This is a genomic window from Nitratireductor soli (assembly GCF_001050155.1).
Lineage (GTDB): Bacteria > Pseudomonadota > Alphaproteobacteria > Rhizobiales > Rhizobiaceae > Nitratireductor > Nitratireductor soli.
Window position 1 is genome coordinate 43,049 of sequence record NZ_LFVY01000024.1, and the last position, 18,196, is coordinate 61,244.

Annotated in this window: 16 protein-coding genes and 1 pseudogene; 10 read left to right on the top strand and 7 right to left on the bottom strand. The window is 59.5% G+C overall.

Features of this window, described 5'->3' with window-relative positions; translation table 11 throughout:
• Positions 1-50 precede the first annotated feature (50 nt).
• The 8 genes from AB843_RS23240 to pseI all read left to right on the top strand — a co-directional run bounded on the left by AB843_RS23240 (position 51) and on the right by pseI (position 8,367).
• The gene (locus AB843_RS23240) at positions 51-404 is read left to right on the top strand and encodes a response regulator transcription factor (protein ID WP_048649300.1); all 354 of its coding nucleotides are present in this window, start codon (positions 51-53) and stop codon (positions 402-404) included.
• 112 nt (positions 405-516) lie between these two features.
• A complete protein-coding gene (locus AB843_RS23245; RefSeq protein WP_048649319.1) occupies positions 517-1,164 on the top strand; it encodes a helix-turn-helix domain-containing protein in 648 nt (215 codons plus the stop codon).
• A 214-nt stretch (positions 1,165-1,378) separates the two neighbouring features.
• Positions 1,379-2,713 carry a UDP-glucose dehydrogenase family protein gene (locus AB843_RS23250; protein WP_048649301.1) on the top strand — a complete coding sequence of 445 codons (1,335 nt, stop codon included), beginning with the start codon at positions 1,379-1,381 and terminating at the stop codon, positions 2,711-2,713.
• Positions 2,714-2,871: 158 nt separating this feature from the next.
• The gene (gene pseB, locus AB843_RS23255; RefSeq protein WP_048649320.1) at positions 2,872-3,870 is read left to right on the top strand and encodes a UDP-N-acetylglucosamine 4,6-dehydratase (inverting); all 999 of its coding nucleotides are present in this window, start codon (positions 2,872-2,874) and stop codon (positions 3,868-3,870) included.
• A 2-nt stretch (positions 3,871-3,872) separates the two neighbouring features.
• Positions 3,873-5,033 (top strand): UDP-4-amino-4,6-dideoxy-N-acetyl-beta-L-altrosamine transaminase, encoded by a 1,161-nt coding sequence (gene pseC, locus AB843_RS23260; RefSeq protein ID WP_048649321.1) that lies wholly within the window; start codon positions 3,873-3,875, stop codon positions 5,031-5,033.
• A gap of 25 nt (positions 5,034-5,058) precedes the next feature.
• Positions 5,059-5,748 (top strand): pseudaminic acid cytidylyltransferase, encoded by a 690-nt coding sequence (pseF, locus tag AB843_RS23265; RefSeq protein WP_048649302.1) that lies wholly within the window; start codon positions 5,059-5,061, stop codon positions 5,746-5,748.
• Positions 5,745-7,310, top strand: a complete 1,566-nt coding sequence (pseG, locus tag AB843_RS23270; protein WP_082143979.1) for a UDP-2,4-diacetamido-2,4,6-trideoxy-beta-L-altropyranose hydrolase — start codon at positions 5,745-5,747, stop codon at positions 7,308-7,310. The genes pseF and pseG overlap by 4 nt, the downstream gene beginning before the upstream one ends.
• Positions 7,311-7,320: 10 nt before the next feature.
• Entirely contained in the window at positions 7,321-8,367 is a 1,047-nt protein-coding gene (pseI, locus tag AB843_RS23275) for a pseudaminic acid synthase (RefSeq protein WP_048649304.1), read from the top strand.
• 137 nt (positions 8,368-8,504) lie between these two features.
• Here the strand turns inward: pseI and AB843_RS23280 are convergent, their stop codons facing one another.
• Genes AB843_RS23280 through AB843_RS23295 form a run of 4 tightly spaced genes read right to left on the bottom strand, consistent with a single transcriptional unit; the run spans position 8,505 to position 14,031 of the window.
• Entirely contained in the window at positions 8,505-11,474 is a 2,970-nt protein-coding gene (locus AB843_RS23280; protein ID WP_048649305.1) for a hypothetical protein, read from the bottom strand.
• 47 nt (positions 11,475-11,521) lie between these two features.
• The gene (locus AB843_RS23285; RefSeq protein ID WP_244468067.1) at positions 11,522-12,436 is read right to left on the bottom strand and encodes a glycosyltransferase family 2 protein; all 915 of its coding nucleotides are present in this window, start codon (positions 12,434-12,436) and stop codon (positions 11,522-11,524) included.
• Positions 12,437-12,451: 15 nt separating this feature from the next.
• Complete coding sequence (locus AB843_RS23290) at positions 12,452-13,306, bottom strand: ABC transporter ATP-binding protein (RefSeq protein ID WP_244468068.1); 855 nt, start codon at positions 13,304-13,306, stop codon at positions 12,452-12,454.
• On the bottom strand, positions 13,246-14,031 hold the full coding sequence (locus tag AB843_RS23295; RefSeq protein ID WP_048649307.1) for an ABC transporter permease: 786 nt from the start codon (positions 14,029-14,031) through the stop codon (positions 13,246-13,248). The genes AB843_RS23290 and AB843_RS23295 overlap by 61 nt, the downstream gene beginning before the upstream one ends.
• 312 nt (positions 14,032-14,343) lie before the next feature.
• Here AB843_RS23295 and AB843_RS23300 point away from each other — a divergent pair, with 312 nt between their 5' ends.
• Both AB843_RS23300 and AB843_RS26440 read left to right on the top strand, forming a co-directional pair.
• On the top strand, positions 14,344-15,585 hold the full coding sequence (locus AB843_RS23300; RefSeq protein WP_048649308.1) for a glycosyltransferase: 1,242 nt from the start codon (positions 14,344-14,346) through the stop codon (positions 15,583-15,585).
• A gap of 186 nt (positions 15,586-15,771) precedes the next feature.
• Positions 15,772-15,852 (top strand): annotated as a pseudogene (locus AB843_RS26440) (IS5/IS1182 family transposase); the annotation flags it as partial.
• Positions 15,853-15,872: 20 nt separating this feature from the next.
• On the opposite strand, the gene AB843_RS23305 reads toward AB843_RS26440, so the two are convergent.
• The 3 genes from AB843_RS23305 to AB843_RS23315 all read right to left on the bottom strand — a co-directional run.
• A complete protein-coding gene (locus tag AB843_RS23305; RefSeq protein WP_048649309.1) occupies positions 15,873-16,352 on the bottom strand; it encodes a VOC family protein in 480 nt (159 codons plus the stop codon).
• 52 nt (positions 16,353-16,404) lie between these two features.
• On the bottom strand, positions 16,405-17,268 hold the full coding sequence (locus AB843_RS23310) for an alpha/beta fold hydrolase (protein ID WP_048649310.1): 864 nt from the start codon (positions 17,266-17,268) through the stop codon (positions 16,405-16,407).
• 12 nt (positions 17,269-17,280) lie between these two features.
• Positions 17,281-18,196: dihydrofolate reductase family protein (locus AB843_RS23315; RefSeq protein WP_244468069.1), on the bottom strand; the 916-nt coding region annotated here is incomplete at its 5' end.

The following is an 18,196-nucleotide window of genomic DNA, read 5'->3' on the forward strand; positions in this document are numbered from 1 at the left end:
CGTCCCCGGGAAACGGCATCTTGTCTCCCGTTCTGAGGAGATGTCTGGACGTGAACGAAACGATACTCGTGGTGGCTCCCGATTCCGCTTTTCGCCTGTCGCTTCGCTTCATGCTCGAATCCGAAGGCTATGGGGTGGAAGTGCTGGCCGGCATGACCGATTTCCGGCTGTATCGGAACCGTGCGGATTGCGTGATTGTCGATCACGAGATCCTGGAGACGGCGCGCATCCCGGTGAAAAGGCTGCTTGACGAGGGTGGCCCGGTCATCGTCCTGGCCGAAACGAGCGCCGCGACATCTGAACCCGGCAGACTGCTGATCATCGAAAAGCCGCTGCTGGGCGGCGCGGTCATCAGCGCCGTTCGCGCGCTGCTCGATGAGACGACGAGCGGCGCCGCTACGTAGAACCCCGTAGGGGGGATACCGAATTTCGCCGCGCGCCCGATTCCGCCAGTGTGATGCCGTTCCCACCAGGAGGCATCAAATGCGTGCTCAAACCGTGATCGTCGCTTCATCCATGCTTTCGTCTGCGCTCCGCCCGGCCAATGTTCGCGGTTTTTCCCGCAAGCGTGCGACGCCAGCCCCGTTTGCCCCCGATCAACCGCATCAGATCGTCTTTTGCAGCGCGAATCAGGAAATCTACGCGCAGGGCGAACAGTCGACGGCCCTCTATCAGGTCGAGTATGGCGTCGTGCGCCTTTACCGGCTCCTCTCGGATGGCCGGCGGCAGATCAGCGCCTTTCATGTTGCCGGGGAAATGTTCGGCTTCGAGGCGGACGGCCAGCACCATTTCTTCGCCGAGGCAGTCGGCGATGCGGGCATCCGCGTTTTCCGCCAGGCGGCCAATGACGGAAATTGGCGCCAGACACTGGATGCGGCATTGGCGGCACTGGTGCGGGCGCAGGAGCATCTCCTGGTGGTCGGCCGGCAGAATGCCGCCGAACGTGTCGCCGCTTTCCTGCTCGACATGGCGGAGCGCCAGGGCAGCCATGGATGCATCGAGCTTGCCATGTCGCGCACCGACATCGGCGACTATCTGGGCCTGACCATCGAGACGGTCTCGCGGACGCTGTCGCGCTTCAAGGCGAGCGGGCTTGTGCGCCTGGAAGGCGCGCGGACGGTTGAGGTCGCGGACGCCCGGGCTCTGCGCGCGCTTTGCGCGTGAGGGCCGCGGTGCCAGTTGGCAGGAACTGACCGAGACCGGCCGGCCGCACCGTTTGCAGCTTCGTTCGTGCTCTGCTATCGCTCGACTTTCATGTTGTATTCCAGCAAACGCAGACGATCACCTCTCATCCTTTCACCCCTGGAACTGTTCGCAAGGGTGAGCAGAGGTGCATCGCAGCCATTGATGGCGCGCTGCGCAAAGTATGAGCGGACGGATGAAAATCACTGTTTTCGGCACCGGCTATGTGGGTTTGGTACAAGCGGCGGTGTTTGCCGAATCCGGCCATGAGGTCATGTGCGTCGATATCGATCTGCAGAAGATCGAAAAACTTCAGAACGGCATCATGCCGATCTACGAGCCAGGCCTTGAGCGGCTGGTGAACGAGAACCATGCCGATGGCAGGATTCGCTTCACCGCTGATGCAACCGAGGGCGTCGAACATGGAAGCGTGCTGGTCATCGCCGTTGGTACGCCGCCCGGAGAGGATGGCTCGGCCGATCTGAAGCATGTGCTGGCCGTTGGCCACACGATCGGCAGCGAGATGAAGACCGGCAAGATCATTGTCAGCAAATCCACGGTGCCCGTGGGCACATGTGACAGGATCAAGGCCGTGATCGGCGCGGCGCTGGCCGAACGCGGGGCCGGCGATATCGATTTCCACGTGGTGTCGAATCCGGAATTTCTCAAGGAAGGCTCGGCGGTTTCCGATTGCATGAAGCCCGACCGCATCGTGGTGGGCACCGACAGCAGGGATGCCGAGGCGGTGATGCGGGAGCTCTACGCGCCGTTCAACCGCAATCATGAAAAGATGATCGTGATGGACGTGCGCAGCGCCGAACTCACCAAATACGCGGCGAACTGCATGCTGGCGACCAAGATCAGCTTCATGAACGAAATGGCCAACATCGCCGACCGTCTGGGGGCGGATATCGAGCAGGTGCGCCTGGGGATAGGCAGTGACCCGCGCATTGGATACGACTTCATCTACCCCGGCATCGGCTATGGCGGGTCGTGCTTTCCCAAGGATGTGCGAGCGCTCATCCGCACGGCGGAGAAAGCGCGGTTCGACCCGCAGATACTGCGCGCGGTCGATGAGCGCAATGACCGGCAAAAGCGTCTTCTGTTTGAGCAGATCGCCGGCTATTTCGATGGCGATCTGTCCGGGAAGGTCATCGCCTTGTGGGGCCTTGCCTTCAAGCCGAACACCAACGACATGCGCGAGGCGCCGTCGCGCGTCCTGCTTGAAAACCTGTGGGAGGCAGGGGCCAGCGTGCGCGCCTACGATCCTCGCGCCATGGAGGAGTGCCGGCAAATCTATGGCCAACGAGACGATCTGGTTCTGTGCGAAACGAAGGATGCGGCCCTTGAGGGAGCCGATGTGCTGGCGATCGCCACGGAGTGGAAGAGCTTTCGGGCGCCATCCTTCGAAACGGTCCGCGAAGCGCTGAACCATCCCGTCATCTTCGATGGCAGGAACTTGTACGATCCAAAAATCGTTCGGCGTTATGGTTTGGAATACAGGAGTGTCGGACGTCCTGGAGCAGCGTAGCTGACGATTGTGTCGCCAATCTGTCATGCAAGTATAATGATGTCTGAGATACCAAATACAACTCCAATAAGGCCCTTGCTTCATGCGTGGCCATCGCTCTAAAAGGCATCTCCAAATTTAAGGAAAGTCATAAACGATGGGTGGCGGCTGACACGAACATGCTGACAGGACAATCGATTCTCATCACCGGCGGCACGGGATCATTCGGCAACACGTTTTTGCCGATGACCCTCGAACGCTACAATCCAAAGCGAATCATTGTCTATTCGCGCGATGAAATGAAGCAATGGGAGATGGCGAAGAAATACGTTGGCGATAGCCGCGTGCGCTTCTTCATTGGCGATGTCAGGGACAAGGAGCGGCTCTACCGGGCGTTGGATGGCGTCGACTATGTCGTTCATGCGGCGGCGACGAAGATCGTTCCGACGGCGGAGTACAACCCGTTCGAATGCATCAAAACAAATATCAATGGCGCGATGAACGTGATCGATGCTTGCATCGATCGGGGGATAAAGCGCGTTGTTGCACTTTCGACGGACAAGGCGAGCAGCCCGATCAACCTTTATGGCGCAACGAAGCTGGCTTCGGACAAGCTGTTTGTTGCCGGCAATTCCTACGCCGGGGGCCACGACACGCGATTCGCCGTGGTTCGCTACGGAAATGTCATGGGGTCTCGCGGCTCGGTCATTCCCTTCTTCCTGTCCATCCGTGAGCGGGGTGAACTGCCCGTCACCGACAAGCGCATGACCCGCTTCATGATCACCCTGGAGCAGGGAGTCGAGCTGGTTTGGCATGCGTTCGACGACATGGAAGGTGGGGAAATCTACGTCAAGAAGATCCCGTCGATGAAAGTAACCGATCTCGCCCGCGCGGTCGCCCCCGAGGCCAAGCTGAACTATGTCGGCATTCGCCCGGGTGAGAAACTGCATGAGCAGATGATCGGCCCGGAGGATTCATTCTACACCTACGAGTACCCCGAATATTACAAGATACTGCCGACCATCAACAATTGGGGGACGAGTAGAGAGCGCATCAAGGATGGTTCCAAGGTGGCCGAAGGGTTCAGCTACACGAGCGACAACAATGCGGAGTGGATGAGCTCGGAGACATTGCAGGAATGGGTTGCGAACAATCAGGAAAAGATCGGCAACATATGAATGTGATCCCGTATGGCCGACAGGATATCGCGCAAGCCGATATTGACGCAGTCGTTGAGGTGCTGCGCTCGGATTTCCTCACTCAGGGTCCTGTCGTGCCTCGTTTCGAAAAGGCTGTCGCCGATTACTGTGGGGCGGGACATGCAATTGCCGCCAACAGCGCGACCTCGGCCCTGCACATAGCCTGTCTGGCGCTGGATCTGGGGCCGGGCGACTGGCTGTGGACCAGCCCCATCACCTTTGTCGCGTCGGCGAACTGTGGGCTTTACTGTGGCGCCAAGGTCGATTTTGTCGACATCGATCCGCGCACCTACAATCTCTGCCCGCAGGCCCTCGAGCGCAAACTGGTTGTCGCGGAGCGTGAAGGCCGGCTGCCGAAAGTCGTCGTTCCTGTCCATCTGTGTGGCCAGCCCAGCGCCATGGCTGCCATTCATGCGCTTGGTCAGCGCTATGGCTTTGCGATTATCGAAGACGCCTCTCATGCCATTGGCGGGCGCTATCAGGATGCGCCGATTGGAGATTGCCGCTACAGCGACGTAACGGTTTTCAGCTTCCACCCGGTAAAGGTCGTCACCTCTGCGGAGGGTGGCATGGCATTGACAAACAATGCCCGGCTTGCCGAGCGAATGGCGCTTCTGCGCAGCCATGGCATTACGCGCGACCCGGCACTGATGACACACGAGCCCGATGGCCCATGGTACTATCAACAGGTCGATCTTGGCTTCAATTACCGTATGACCGAGTTGCAGGGTGCGCTCGGATTGAGCCAGATGGCGCGGCTGGACGAGTTTGTTGCCCGGCGCCATGTTCTAGCACGTCGTTACGACGAGATGCTCCAGTCCCTACCAATCATCACACCCTGGCAGCATCCTGATGGCTATTCCGGTCTCCACCTTTACGTCGTCCGGCTGCAACGCGACAAGTCCAACCGGCACCACCGGGACGTGTTCAGCGCCATGCGGGAACAGGGAATTGGCGTCAATCTTCACTACATCCCCGTTCATACGCAGCCATTTTACCAGCGCATGGGCTTCAAGACCGGCGATTATCCGCAATCCGAAGCTTACTATGAGGAAGCGATCAGCCTGCCGATGTTCCCAGCCATGAGCGAGGCGCAGCAGGATCAGGTGGTCGAAGCGCTGACGCGGGCTCTTCAGGTATGAGGCCCCTGGAAAAGGCATTCTAGAGATGAGGCTGGCAGTCATTCCGGCGCGCGGGGGCAGCAAGCGGATTCCGCGCAAGAACATTCGCGAATTCTGCGGCCGGCCGATGATTGCATGGTCCATTGAGGCTGCAAGGCTGAGCGGCTGCTTTGACAAGATCATCGTCTCGACCGACGATGATCAAATCGCGGCGATTGCCCGTCAATCTGGTGCGCAGACACCCTTCATGCGTCCCGCTGATCTTTCGGACGACCATACCGGAACGGTCCCAGTCGTCGCGCATGCCATCGAATGGCACTTGCAGCGTGGGGAGAAACCGACGCAGGTTTGCTGCCTCTATGCGACGGCTCCCTTTGTTCAGGCTGATGACCTGCGAAACGGCTTGAAGACATTGGAGCGGGAAGGCTGCCAGTATGTGTTCCCCGTGACGAGCTACCCTTTTCCGATCCAGCGCGCCGTCCGCGTGACGCCGCAGCGGCGCGTCGAAATGTTCAATCCGGAGCATTTCCACACCCGGTCCCAGGATCTCGAAGAAGCCTATCACGATGCCGGCCAGTTCTACTGGGGGCGGGCCGATGCATGGCTTGAGCGCAAGCCGATCTTTTCACTCGAAGCCGCGCCCATGATTTTGCCAGCCTATCGTGTTCAGGACATCGACACGCTGGAGGACTGGAAGCGGGCGGAGTGGCTGTTCGAAGCATTGCGGGCGGGATGATGGAAAAGCAGAAAGTCAGGGTCGCTTTCCGCGCCGATGCGTCATTCGCCATCGGCACCGGCCACGTCATGCGATGTCTTACGTTGGCCGATGCCCTGCGCGAACAGGGCGCTGAAATACGCTTCATCTGCCGCGAGCATGATGGCCATCTTTGCGCATTGATCGAGGAACAGGGCTTTGACCTGCATCGCCTGGAAGCGCCTGGCGAACGTCGGGAGCCTGCCGTTGACGAACCGGCGCACGCGGCATGGGTGGGAGTGAACTGTCAACAGGATGCCGATGAAACGCTCTCGGCGCTTGACGACTTTCGGCCGGACTGGCTGGTGATCGACCATTACGGCCTCGATGCGCGCTGGGAAAACCGTCTTCGCGATCACGTGGGCAAGATCATGGTGATCGACGATCTTGCCGATCGGATGCATGATTGCGATGTGCTGCTCGACCAGAACCTGGTGGCCGGACAGCACGCGCGCTATGGAAGCTGGACGCCCGAAGCATGCGTGCTGCTTCTCGGCCCCGCCTATGCCCTGCTGCAACCCGTCTATGCCCGATTGCGCAAGCAGGCAGTGCCGCGTGAAGGCGCCGTGCGGCGGGTGCTCGTGTTCTTTGGAGGTGTCGATAAGGACGGTTTGACCTTGAAGGCTGTGGAGGCATTTCTGATGCTTGATCGGCCGGAGGTTACTGCCGATATTGTTCTCTCGGCCTCATCCCCGTTTTACGGGAAGGTGGCTGCCCGCCTTGCCGGTCATTCCCGCCTGCGGCTGCACGACCGCGTGCCGAGCCTTGCTCCGCTGATGCTCGAGGCCGACCTCGCCATTGGTGCCGGCGGAGCAACGAGTTGGGAACGGCTTTGCCTCGGCCTGCCTTCCCTCGTGGTCACGGTAGCGGAAAACCAGCGCCCAATAGCCGAAGAACTTGCCAGCGGTGGATTTGTGGATTGGCTGGGGCATTCCGATAGTGTCGATGTCCAGGCTATCGCCGATGCGCTGGGAACGCTCATCTCGACCGGGCTGGACGCTGCCTGGTCGAGAAAGTGTCTCGAAGTGGTGGACGGTCTCGGTGTGGATCGGGTGTCGTCGATATTGATGGCGAACCGTGATATGCCGCTCGTTATCCGCCCTGCCGAACTCGGTGATGAAACATTGCTTCTGGAATGGGCGAACGATCCCGCCACACGTCGCAACGCGTTCAATCTGAAGCCGATCTCTGCTGACGACTATCGAAACTGGTTCCGCGCCCGCCTTCAGGATACTGCCAGTTGCGTGTTTTATATTGCGGAAACTGAACTGGGTTTCCCTGTCGGGCAGATTCGTTTCGATCAAAAGGAGCCGAGCTGGGAAATCAGCTACTCGATTGGTCCTGCATATCGCGGTCGCGGGTTGGGTCGCAAGATGCTGGCCACTGCGATCGAGCGTGCACTACAGGATCTCGGCAATGTGCAGCTGTTGGGGCAGGTGAAGCCGGATAATCTGGCCTCGCAGGGAATATTTGATTCCTTGGGCTTCTCGCTTCAATCACATGCAGCAGACCGCTATGTCTACGAACGCCGCTTTAACACGTGAAGGGTTGTCAATGTTTATCGGAAATCGAAAAATCGGCCGTGAAGCTGCGCCATTCGTCATCGCTGAGATGTCCGGCAATCATAATCAGTCGCTTGAAAGAGCGCTTGAGATCGTCGACGCAGCAGCAGAAACCGGTGCTCACGCCCTGAAACTTCAGACCTATACGGCTGACACGATCACACTTGATGTGCGTGGCGGGGCTTTCGATATTGCGGACGAGAACAGCTTGTGGAAGGGCCGTAATCTTTACGATCTTTACAAGGAAGCCCATACGCCCTGGGAATGGCACGCTCCCATAATGCAGCGCGCTCGCGAACACGGCATGCTGTGTTTCAGCACGCCCTTCGACGAGAGTGCAGTCGATTTCCTTGAGGGGCTCGATGTGCCGGCCTATAAAATCGCATCCTTCGAAAACATCCACCTGCCGCTTATCCGTAAAGTGGCGGCTACCGGAAAACCAATGATCATGTCCACTGGCATGGCCAGCCTTGCCGAACTGGACGAGGCCGTTTCTGCCGCTCGGGAAGCGGGATGTCGCGATCTGATCCTTCTAAAATGCACCAGCACCTACCCTGCTACGCCGGAAAATACCAATGTTCTGACAGTGCCGCATATGCGCGAGTTGTTCGGCTGCGAGATCGGTCTCTCAGATCATACGATGGGCGTCGGCGTCGCTGTTGCTGCAGTTGCGCTTGGTGCATGCGTGGTGGAAAAGCATTTCACGCTCAACAGAGCTGACGGCGGTGTTGACAGCACGTTCTCGCTGGAACCCGAAGAGATGAAGGCGCTGGTTGTCGAAACCGAAAGGGCGTGGCAATCCTTGGGGCGCGTTTCCTACGGCCCAACCAAGGCCGAGGCAAAATCGCTCGCTTTTCGGCGCTCAATCTATGTTGCGCACGATGTCGCTGCCGGCGAAACCCTGACGTCCGACAATTTGCGCATCGTGCGGCCCGGGCATGGTCTCGCGCCGAAGCATTTCGATATGCTGTTGGGCCGGCAGGCAAGCCGCGACCTGAAGGCTGGTACGCCGGCAAGCTGGGACATTGTTATGTCGTGAAAGAAAATGGGCCTCTGGCAGCATTTCATTCTTCCAGAGAGCAGGTGCTCTGAGGCCGAAATTGGAGCGGCTGACATCCTGGCGACGGACTGGCTTGCGCCGCCGGGATTTTTGCAATCCCCAGCCACCAACCAAGACTAACGCATCGTAGGCGCGCCAGCTTGAACCCAGTCATCGAGAATGCTGCCGATATCAAGCGCGACCGCGCCGTTTGAGCGGGCACACCCGACAAATATCTTTCCAATGATACCGCCGGCCACGAGCACAAGGTCACCGGGATCAGCCGCTGCCCGGAGCTTCTCCAGAAGCGCGGGATAGACGAACGGCAGCGGCTTGCTTCCGCTATGGTATTTATCGTTGAGAGATGTCCTGTTATGTGTCGGTATAGGGATGAGCTCGACGTTCGGTCCGCTGTCGAAGGGGGGCGGCAAATTCTCGCGTTTGACGCTGCCAACGATGATGACCTTGCCGGCCAGTCTCGCGAGTGATGCGATCGTTTGTAGGTCGCTGAGCGATGAGACATTCACCTTGTCTTCGGCGATCCGCGCCGAAACGGCAATCAGGTTGGGAGCTCCATTCAGAACCTGCAGGAGTCCCCGGCCTTGTATGGATTGCGTCAAGGAGCGGCTCCAATCGGTGTGATCCCGGATGAACCTGTACACGGCGGGAATGCCGACAATATCGGCTTGTGCGATCGCGTCGCGCGCTTCTGCGATAATGGCCGAGCGCAGATCGCCGGGAAGCTCCGTCCCCCACCAATGCCGCTCGCGATCGGCTGCGTCTGCGCTGCCGAAAAATCGGCCTTCAGGAAAGAGATATCCCTCGCCATCACTCAAGCGGACCAGGGAGAAAGGTTTCCGATCTTGGATTGCTGCCTTCACGAGAGACAAAAATGCATCGGCTTCCGATGCGTTCGTGCGGGTGTCCATGAACTGCATCCGAGGACGCAGCGCATCGTAGATGGGCCGCACTGATGCTGTGTATTCTCGAGCAACGCCACGTGGCGCGACGAGCGCGAACTGCTGCTCCGCATGGGCGTGGTTCCAGTCCTCCGCTCCCTGGCGGTCGAGCGCATCCATGTTTCGGAATTTGAGCAGATCGAAGCGTGACGCACGTTTCTCGAAGTCGGCGCGCGTCTGCTGGGCTTCCAAAGCGCGCGCCGGCACGGAGCGCAGTTTGCGCAGAACTTCGATCTGCTTGCTGATGGGAAGATCCTGCTTGCGAAAGACGGATGCGCTCGCCCAAAACTGATCGAGTTGATCGACTGTGCCGTAACGCAAAATCGCTGAAAGAAGCAGGCGCTCCAGATGGCGCTTCTGGTCCTTTCCGGCATTCAGCGTATAGATGAATTTGGATATCGCCGCGAATTCATCCGCATGCAGAGCCACATTGCCGAGCTCTAACTTCTTGAGATATGCCCAGGTTCCGACAACTGCCCCCGATGGCCAGCGGGGAAATCCCTCGAAGACGGTCTTTAGCGCCGGATTGCGCTTCTGGAACATCTCCTCCAGTGCCGAGATCATCTCGACCGGCGTGAAGGCTCGAACCTTTTCGCTCAGGAGAAGCCATTCGGCAGGCCTGCGCAGGTCGCTCAACGTTCGCTCGATGAACATGATGGACGCGGCTTTACCGCTGGCGTTGCCGACTTTGAGGTTCGTGTTGGCCAGAGCGAACTCTATGAATCGGGAAAGCGGCCGTTGATTTGCATTGATCACCTTGACCAGCGCCGGTTTCATCAAGCGCTTGATGCGGCTCCTGTAGGCGTCGAACAAGCGGCCGGGCACTTGGAATTGTCGTGTATGAGACCGCTCCGTTTCTTGCACCAGCTCGGCCAAGCGGCCGATCTCATCGACGAACCTGGCATGCTGTTCCACAGACCCGCTATCGGCGGATGGATTCCATCTCGCATACTCATCAAGCCATTTCTCACTCAGTTGGTAAGGGCGCCAGAACGGCCCGGAGAGAGATTTCTGGTCCACTTCAAAGGTGAGACCGCTTTGTACAAAGCCGTAATAGTCGCGTTCCACTGGGTCGAAGCTGAAATTCTGATAGACCGGGATGCCGCGATGAAGCAGTTCGACGGCCACCGAAGAATTGCCGACGAGGGCAATGTGATCCTCGGCAGGGATATCATCGACCAAGATGACGCCGGCCGTATCGAGCTGTTCATTCAGGGAACGGCGCGCACCGGGGTGCTGTTTGATGAGGATTCTTTCGACGGCCGGATTGCTCCGCAGAACGTCCAGAATTTTCTGCAGTCCGTCCGCCAGGATGCGTGAGGTCGGATAGATTGTAACGGTGATATCCTTATCGCGCGGGGCGGCCAGTCTCTCGCGGGCGAACGCGCCTTCGTGACGCGGAAGCACATAGGTTTTCCCGGCAATCGGGCCGATCTCTCGGTAGATGGCGAGAGAATGAGCGTTGCGCAGCACGCTGTGCTCGAAGTCCAATGGCGGAAAGTGCCGTGTCACTTCCGCATGCTGCAGGTAAATGCGCGGCACTTGCAGCGCTTTCATGATCATCGACAGCGCGACCCGTACCGGCGAATGATCGTTGGCCTGGACCAGGGCCGTTGGTTTGATCGCCTTTGCGTCCGAAAATGAGATCAGGAAGCCGAAGAAGGAGCGGCTGTAGAGCACCTGCTGGCGAACCAGGCTAGCAGTGATGATGTGGCGCGACTGATAAAAGGCACGGATGTCATCGACGATGCTTTCAAGCGCATCCTGGTGATCGGTTGAAAGCGAAGAATGGGAATAGCGATTGCAGTTTGAATAATTGCTCCTGGAAAGGAGGGGGCGGACGTCGGGACACGTCCTCTCGAAGAATGCGAATTCGCGAAGATTGTTGCTTGAGTTGCCCTCGCAGGCGAAGCCGGAGAATGCCGGTCGGATGATGTTGACGGGCAGCATTCGGACCTTGCCCTCGGCTACCTGGATCGCGTGTCGTCTTTGCGCGGATATGCCGACAGTGCCGTCGAAAAGCGTCAGCTCACCGTCGGTCAGCTTTTCACCCATCAGGGCGTCGTAGCTCGGATTGCCGTCGATGATCGTGCCAACCCGCAGCATCCCTTCGCGGTGAAATCTCAGCATGTTCGCAATATCGGTCATGCACATTTCTCCCGCATACCCGGTCGTCTCACCCTGACGCCTGCCGGTCAGCGTCGTTCCGGTTCGCCACCAAAACTCAGCCGAACAAGCTCGCTCAATTCTACAATCCAGATCAGGAACAGCACGCGGATGGCGGTCAATCTGTACTTCAGCGGATGCTGGGTTGCGCTTAGAAATCGCCAGGCGCCGCGCACTGGCGGCGTCAACGTTGCCAACATCCAGCTGCGTTGCCGCGAACGCGCCCCGGCGGTCAACTGACCTCCCTTGATGCGCCTGGCTTTCGTCGTGACCTCCTGCCAGGTCACGCGGGCCGGATGATCAACGCGAGCCTCGGGAACGTAGACAATCGGGTGCCCCTGGTCACCGGCTCGCCTGCAGAAATCCGCGTCGCCACCGGAGAAGCGCTTGTCGTCAAAACCGTTCAGCTTGTCGAAGATCGGCCTGGGTACGGCCAGGTTTGCGGTCGCTGCATACCCGCGACCGACATAACGCGCCTGCGGTATCCCTTTCACGATGTCAAAAATCTCGTACGAACCAGGTCTATCGGATGCCGCGACCATTTCGACTGAACCGGCCAGCAAGGCGCCATCCTCGCTCATTCGTTTGGCGGCGTCGTCGAGCGCCTGCAACCATGCGGGCGAGGGCAGGCAGTCGGCATCGGTGAAAACCAGCCACGCGCCGCCCGCATGCCGCGCTCCGTGGTTGCGAGCGGCATATGAACCCGGTGTGTCGCAGCGCAGCACCCGTGTTTGCAAAGGCAGGTCTTCCGGTATGGTCAGTTCGGTCGACCCGTTGTCGACAAGCAACGTTTCGAACTTGCTCTGCGGAAAAATCTGCCGATCAAGGCAAGCGAGCAGGTTCGGCACAAGCCGCCAGTGCTGATAGACCGGCACGATCACCGAAAAGCGCATGGCCTTCGGGTTGCATTCCGAAACAGCGTCGAGGGGAGCCTCTGAAGCCATGATTGCCGCTTCCCGTCAGTCGCTTTTCTTTTGGGCGGCGGAGGCCTCGGGCTTGACTGCTTTTCGCGCCTTCATCCAGTCCTGATACTCGGGATACACCTCGGCGACCTTGCCTTGAGCGCGGATCTCGCCCTGGTCAAGCCAGACGACCGTTTCCACCCACTCTTCGAGCACGCGACGCGAATGGCTCGCAAGCAGGAGGATCTTTGCCCGCTCGATAAGCTGTGCTTGAAGGCCGCCGATCGCGGCGCTCAGCGAAGGATCCGCTGCGTTGACCCATTCATCCATAATAAGGATCTCTCCGCGGACCAGCCGCAGCAGGCTCATCACCAGGCGGGATCGCATGCCTGCCGAATAGCTTTCGATCGGCAGTTCGAAATATCCGCCAAGACCGGAAAGCTCCTTGACGTCTTCGATATGACGGGCAATCGTACTTTGCGGTACACCCAGATAGAGGCACTTCAACTCGGTGTTCTGCCGGCCCGTCAGGCTTGCCCGCATTCCCGAACCCAGAGCAAACTGCGGACTGATGCGCCCCTCGATGGTCAACGTTCCGGACTGGGCGGCCAGCGCGCCGGCGCACAGTTTCAGGAGGGTCGACTTGCCCGAGCCATTGATGCCGATCAGGCCGACACGGTCGCCGTCCTTCATCGACAGCGAAATGCTCCGCAGCGCCGCGATTTCAAGATAGCGCTGGCCGATGATGATCTGCGCGCCGACAGCGCCGCGCTCGAGGCTCTTCGTCATATCCCCGCGCTTGCGCAGGAAATAGCTGACGCTGACATTGTCGATGTCGATCTTTGCCATCGCTATTTGAGGTTCCTCACGAATCCCTGCGAGTGATGGTAGGCCAAATAACCGGTCATGCACACGATTGCCGAGATGATTGTCGCCGTCAGCCAGGTGTTGGCGTCAAGCGGCTCGATGCCGAAAACCTGGCGCGGGAGCGAAAGATAATAGGCTGCCGGGTTGTACTGGACCAGCATGACGCGCAGCCCGGTGCCGGTTGCCGCCGCGCTCCAGAAAACGGGCGAAGCGAAGAACATGAAGCGCGTACCGACCCTGAACATCGCCTTCAGGTCAGGAAAGAAGATTGTCATCGTGTTGACGAGATATGCCGCACCCAGAGACGTCAACACGGCAAGGACCAGGAATGGAATGAAAAGCAGCACCTGCATTCCGAGTAGGCCGGGTCGTAGGACTATCAGCAAGGCCAGAAAAGGGATCAAATTGATGAAGAAAACAAACAAGCGATCGATGAGCAGTTTACCGAACAAGCCAGCAAGCGAAAGATTGTTGTGGATGGCGAATTCCAGTCGGCCCTGGATCACATCCAAGCTGCCGGTGATGCTGCTGGCGATGAAGCCCCAGAACACATAGCCGATCAGCACGTACAGGAAAAAATCGGCCAGCGGGACGGTATCTGAATGCCTGAAGACAAGCGCCAGCATCGCCGTGAAGATGAGCGTGGAAAGAGGGACCCAGAGAATTCCGAGATAAGTGCCCTTGTGCTCGGATTTGGCCTCAATATAGCTGATATGGAAGAGGCGGACGATGCCGGACAGATACGGCCGGATGCGTTTCCAGATTGCCATGCGTGTCGCTAACTTGGTCTAGGCTTGATCATCGGCGACGCTTAGCGGTTACCGGCGGCGACTGCAACAGGCGCTGCTGGTTTGACTGAAACAGATGGTTCCCATCTGCTTCGAAAAAAAGCCCACAAGCTATTGCTCTGGTGGAGCGATTTTCCCTGACAAATGAGTATCATCTGTCGCGACGGTGCCATCAGGCCCCAGCCCGGTGAAGTGGAGTGAGCTCGGAAATCGCGATACAGTGTTGCATCCCCATTCGCGCTGGATACCCCGGGGGCGCAACTGCACATCAACCACAAGGTTACACGACAGCCGATGAAGATCTGGATTGTGCGGGATCTCGAGCCACTGCGGACGGACCCCGGAAAACCACGCCTCCTGCGCGCTGGCATGCTTTCGATGACGTTGGCTGCCCGGGGCCATCAGACAACGTGGTTTACCTCGACCTTCAACCATTATTCGCGACAGCACCGCGTCGCGGGTCGTCAGAAGCTGGATAAGAACTTGACAGTCGAGGTGCTTGCCGCTCTGGGCTATAGCCACAACATCAGCCTGAGGCGTTTGCTGCACAATCACCTGTTTGCGAGGGCGTTCCTGCGCAAGGCCGCGGTTCAGAAGGACTTGCCGGATGTCATTGTTGCGGATTTGCCGACAACAGATGCGGCCAGCGCTGCCGTTGCCTTCGGCAAGCGGAACGGAATCCCCACAGTGTTGTCGATTCGCGATCTGTGGCCGGATTTCTTTGCCAATTTTGCCCCGCTGCCCTTGCGGGCAGCCGTGCGTATCGGTGTCTGGCCACTCGACCGGCAAGCGCGCTTTGCTTGTGCGAATGCCGACTCGCTGATCGGCATATCGAAAGTGTATCTGAATTGGGGACAGCAAAAGGGCCGCCGATCGCAAACGGATCTTGATCGCATTTTCCCTCTGGGATTTCGCCGCCAGGATGAGGCGCCGGGACACGAGATCGAAGCGGCAATGCGCCGGTTGGGCGTCCCCGTCGGCAAGCACATCGTTGCATTTGTCGGATCCTGGGGCGCAACCTACGATCTCGCGCTGATACGCGATGTAGCTTGCCTTTTGGCCAAACGGGACGACATTGTCTTTGTTCTGGCCGGCAATGCGTCCGAGTGCCCCGAGCTGGAGCGTGACTTTCGTGCATTGCCCAATGTCATCCTGCCTGGCTGGCTCGGTCCCGACGAGGTTGCCGCGCTTCTGAGCAACGCGCAGGTCGGGCTCCTGCCTTATGCTGAACATGCGCCGCAGGGGCTCCCCAACAAGGTCTTCGAGTATATGGCCTACGGCGTTTATCAGCTTGCGACTTTAGCTGGCGAGTTGAAGGCGCTGTATGCCGAGACGGCGGCTGGCCGTTCCATTGCCGGCGCTACGCCCGAAACATTGGCCGAAGCGGTTGAGACGGTGCTTGCCGATCAGGACATTGCCATGGCCCGGCGGCAGCGCATGGCGACCTTCGCTGCTGATTTCGATGCGCGGAAGATCTACGCGGAAATGGCCGATCATATTGTTCATGTGGCGCGCACGCCACGCAGGAGTGGCTGAGGGCGCTTGAAGATCGCAGGTGGACATTTCGAACTACCGGCAATTCCACAGAGGATGGTGCCGCGATGAGGCTTGGCGCGGCCTGATGCGCAGCGATCGGCTCGGATTTGGTCATTGAGATTGATGCTGCTTGCCGATTTCACCGGCATGCTGCCAACGGCCAAAGAAGAAGAGCGATCCCTTTGCATGAGTCGTTCGCGCGGCGGCCTGACCACCAAGATCCATGCCCTTGTCGATGCCGAGGGGCGTCCAATCCGCATCTGGCTGCGAAGTTGTGAGCCGGCCACCTAGTCCGCCGCCGCGGCCTCCAGCACCGCAATGTCGATCTTCTTCATCGTCATCATCGCCTCCATCGCGCGCTTGGCCTTGGCGCGGTCGGGACCGGTCGTCAGCTCCATCAGCCGCTTCGGCGTGATCTGCCAGGAAAAGCCCCATCGGTCCCTGCACCAGCCGCAGGCGCTCTCCGCGCCGCCGTTGCCGACAATGGCGTTCCAGTAGCGGTCGGTCTCTTCCTGATCTTCGGTCAGCACCATGAAGCTGACGGATTCGTTCGCCTTGAAATTCGGGCCGCCGTTCAGGCCCAGGAACGACTGGCCGAGCATGGTGAACTCGACGGTCAGTTCATTGCCTTCCTTGCCGCCGGGATAGTCGGATGCGGACGCATTCACCCTATCCACATGGCTGTCGGGAAAGGTGGCGGCATAGAATGCGGCCGCCTTGCTTGCTTCGCCGTGGTCGAACCACAGGCAGGTCACGAGTTTGGTCATTTCTAATCTCCTCGGTTTTCTTGGGTTTTTGTTCGCGCGCGTCTGCGAGATTTCAGTCAAACCAGCCCTTGGGCGCTTCGCCGGCCAGGAAGGGACCGATGAACGCCATCATCAGGTCGGGCTGGCCGATCAGCGCGGTGTGCGAGGTGGCCGGCAGGATCGCGAGCCGCGAGGCGGGAAGGGGCTTGCCCGTGTCGCCCATAACGCCGCCGCCGAGCAGCCGGAACATCTCCACATTGTGCTCGAGCGTCGACCCGTCGGCGTCGCCGGCGATGATCAGCACCGGCGTGCTGAGCGCCGCCACCTCCTCACCCCAGGCCAACGGCGCCTTCTCGAGTGCGATCAGCTTCTCGGCCAGTGCAGGGAAGCCTTCCGGGTCGGGGGCGAGCGCCTTGTACTCTTCGGCCAGCGGCGACCCGGAGAACATCTCGACCGTCCATTGCGGGATCGCCTCGCGGAAGGCCGGCTGCCAGCCCTGGAAGTCGTATATGCCGGAGGCGAAGACCAGCTGATCGACCTTCCCGGGATGGTCGATGGCCAGCCTGAGCCCGGCGATCGCGCCCATCGAGTAGCCGAAGACGTCGGCCTTCTCGATCCCGACCGCATCCATGAACGCGGCGACGTCGCCGGCGAGGTTCGGATAGGTGATCGGCCTGTCGATATCGGTGGTGCGGCCGTGGCCCTGGAGCTCCAGCGCGTAGACGCGGTGGGCCTCGGCCAGCCGCCCGACGATCTCGCCCATCATGGGGATATTCATGAAGCCGCCATGCAGCACGATCATCGGGTCACCCTTGCCGGAGACCTCATAGTACATCTGCATGCCGTTGATTTCGACCCGCTTGCCTTCGGGAGCCTCCTGGGCGAAGGCGGCGACGGCTGCGACGAGCGCCGCCGCAGTCAGTAGAATGCGTAGCATCGTGGTTTCTCCTTAAGCCTGCTGCGCGCCGGCCGACGTCGGGATGGCGACGGTCTGCAGCGATCCAACGTGTCGATAAGTGTTCATCAGCACGCCCGAGGACGTAGCCTTGGTGCTGACGAGAGCGAGTTCGCGCGGGTCGGCCCCCTCCGAAAAGAAGCGTTTGCCCCGGCCGAGCAACACCGGGTAGACGAGCAGCAGAACCTCGTCGACCAGCCCCTGCTCGAGCAAAACGGACGTCAGTGTCGTGCTTCCCCAGACGATCAGGTCAGGGCCGTCCTTCGACTTGAGGCGGCGCACACCCGCGATGATGTCGGTGCCCAGGTCCTCGACCGGGCCCCATCCGAGGCTGTCCGGCCTGTGGGTCGCGACGTATTTCGTCGCGGCGTTCAGACCGTCCGCTATCGGATCGTTCTCGACCTTCGGCCAGTGGCCGGCAAAGACATCGTAGGTGCGGCGACCCAACAGCAGATCGAAGCTCTTGCCTTGCGCCGCCGCGATGGCCTCTGCCATGGCCGTATCGAAATACCGCATCGCCCATCCACCGTGCGGGTAGTCGCCGTCTTCGTCCGGACCGCCGGGCGACTGGATCACGCCGTCGAGCGAGATATTCGCGATGATCCTGATCTTTCTCATGGGTCTTTCACCGGTATTCGTTGCTTTGTATCTCGAGGACGAACGAGTGGTCTGACTTCCGACAACCGGCCTTGTTTTTCTGGCTGCGGGACTTCGCGGCGCGAACCCGTCATCCGGCCTCGCTTTGCCGTGGCCTGCCATTTCTGAACGGCTAAGCTGAAACAGGCCGCAGAGCGCGACAGAAAAGCGTTGCGGTTGGCCTGCCTTTTCTGAACGGCTAAGCTTGTGCTGGTCGCGCTCTTCACGAGGATGCAGTTGCGGTTTGACCTGCTCCCCTGAGATGTTCCCGATT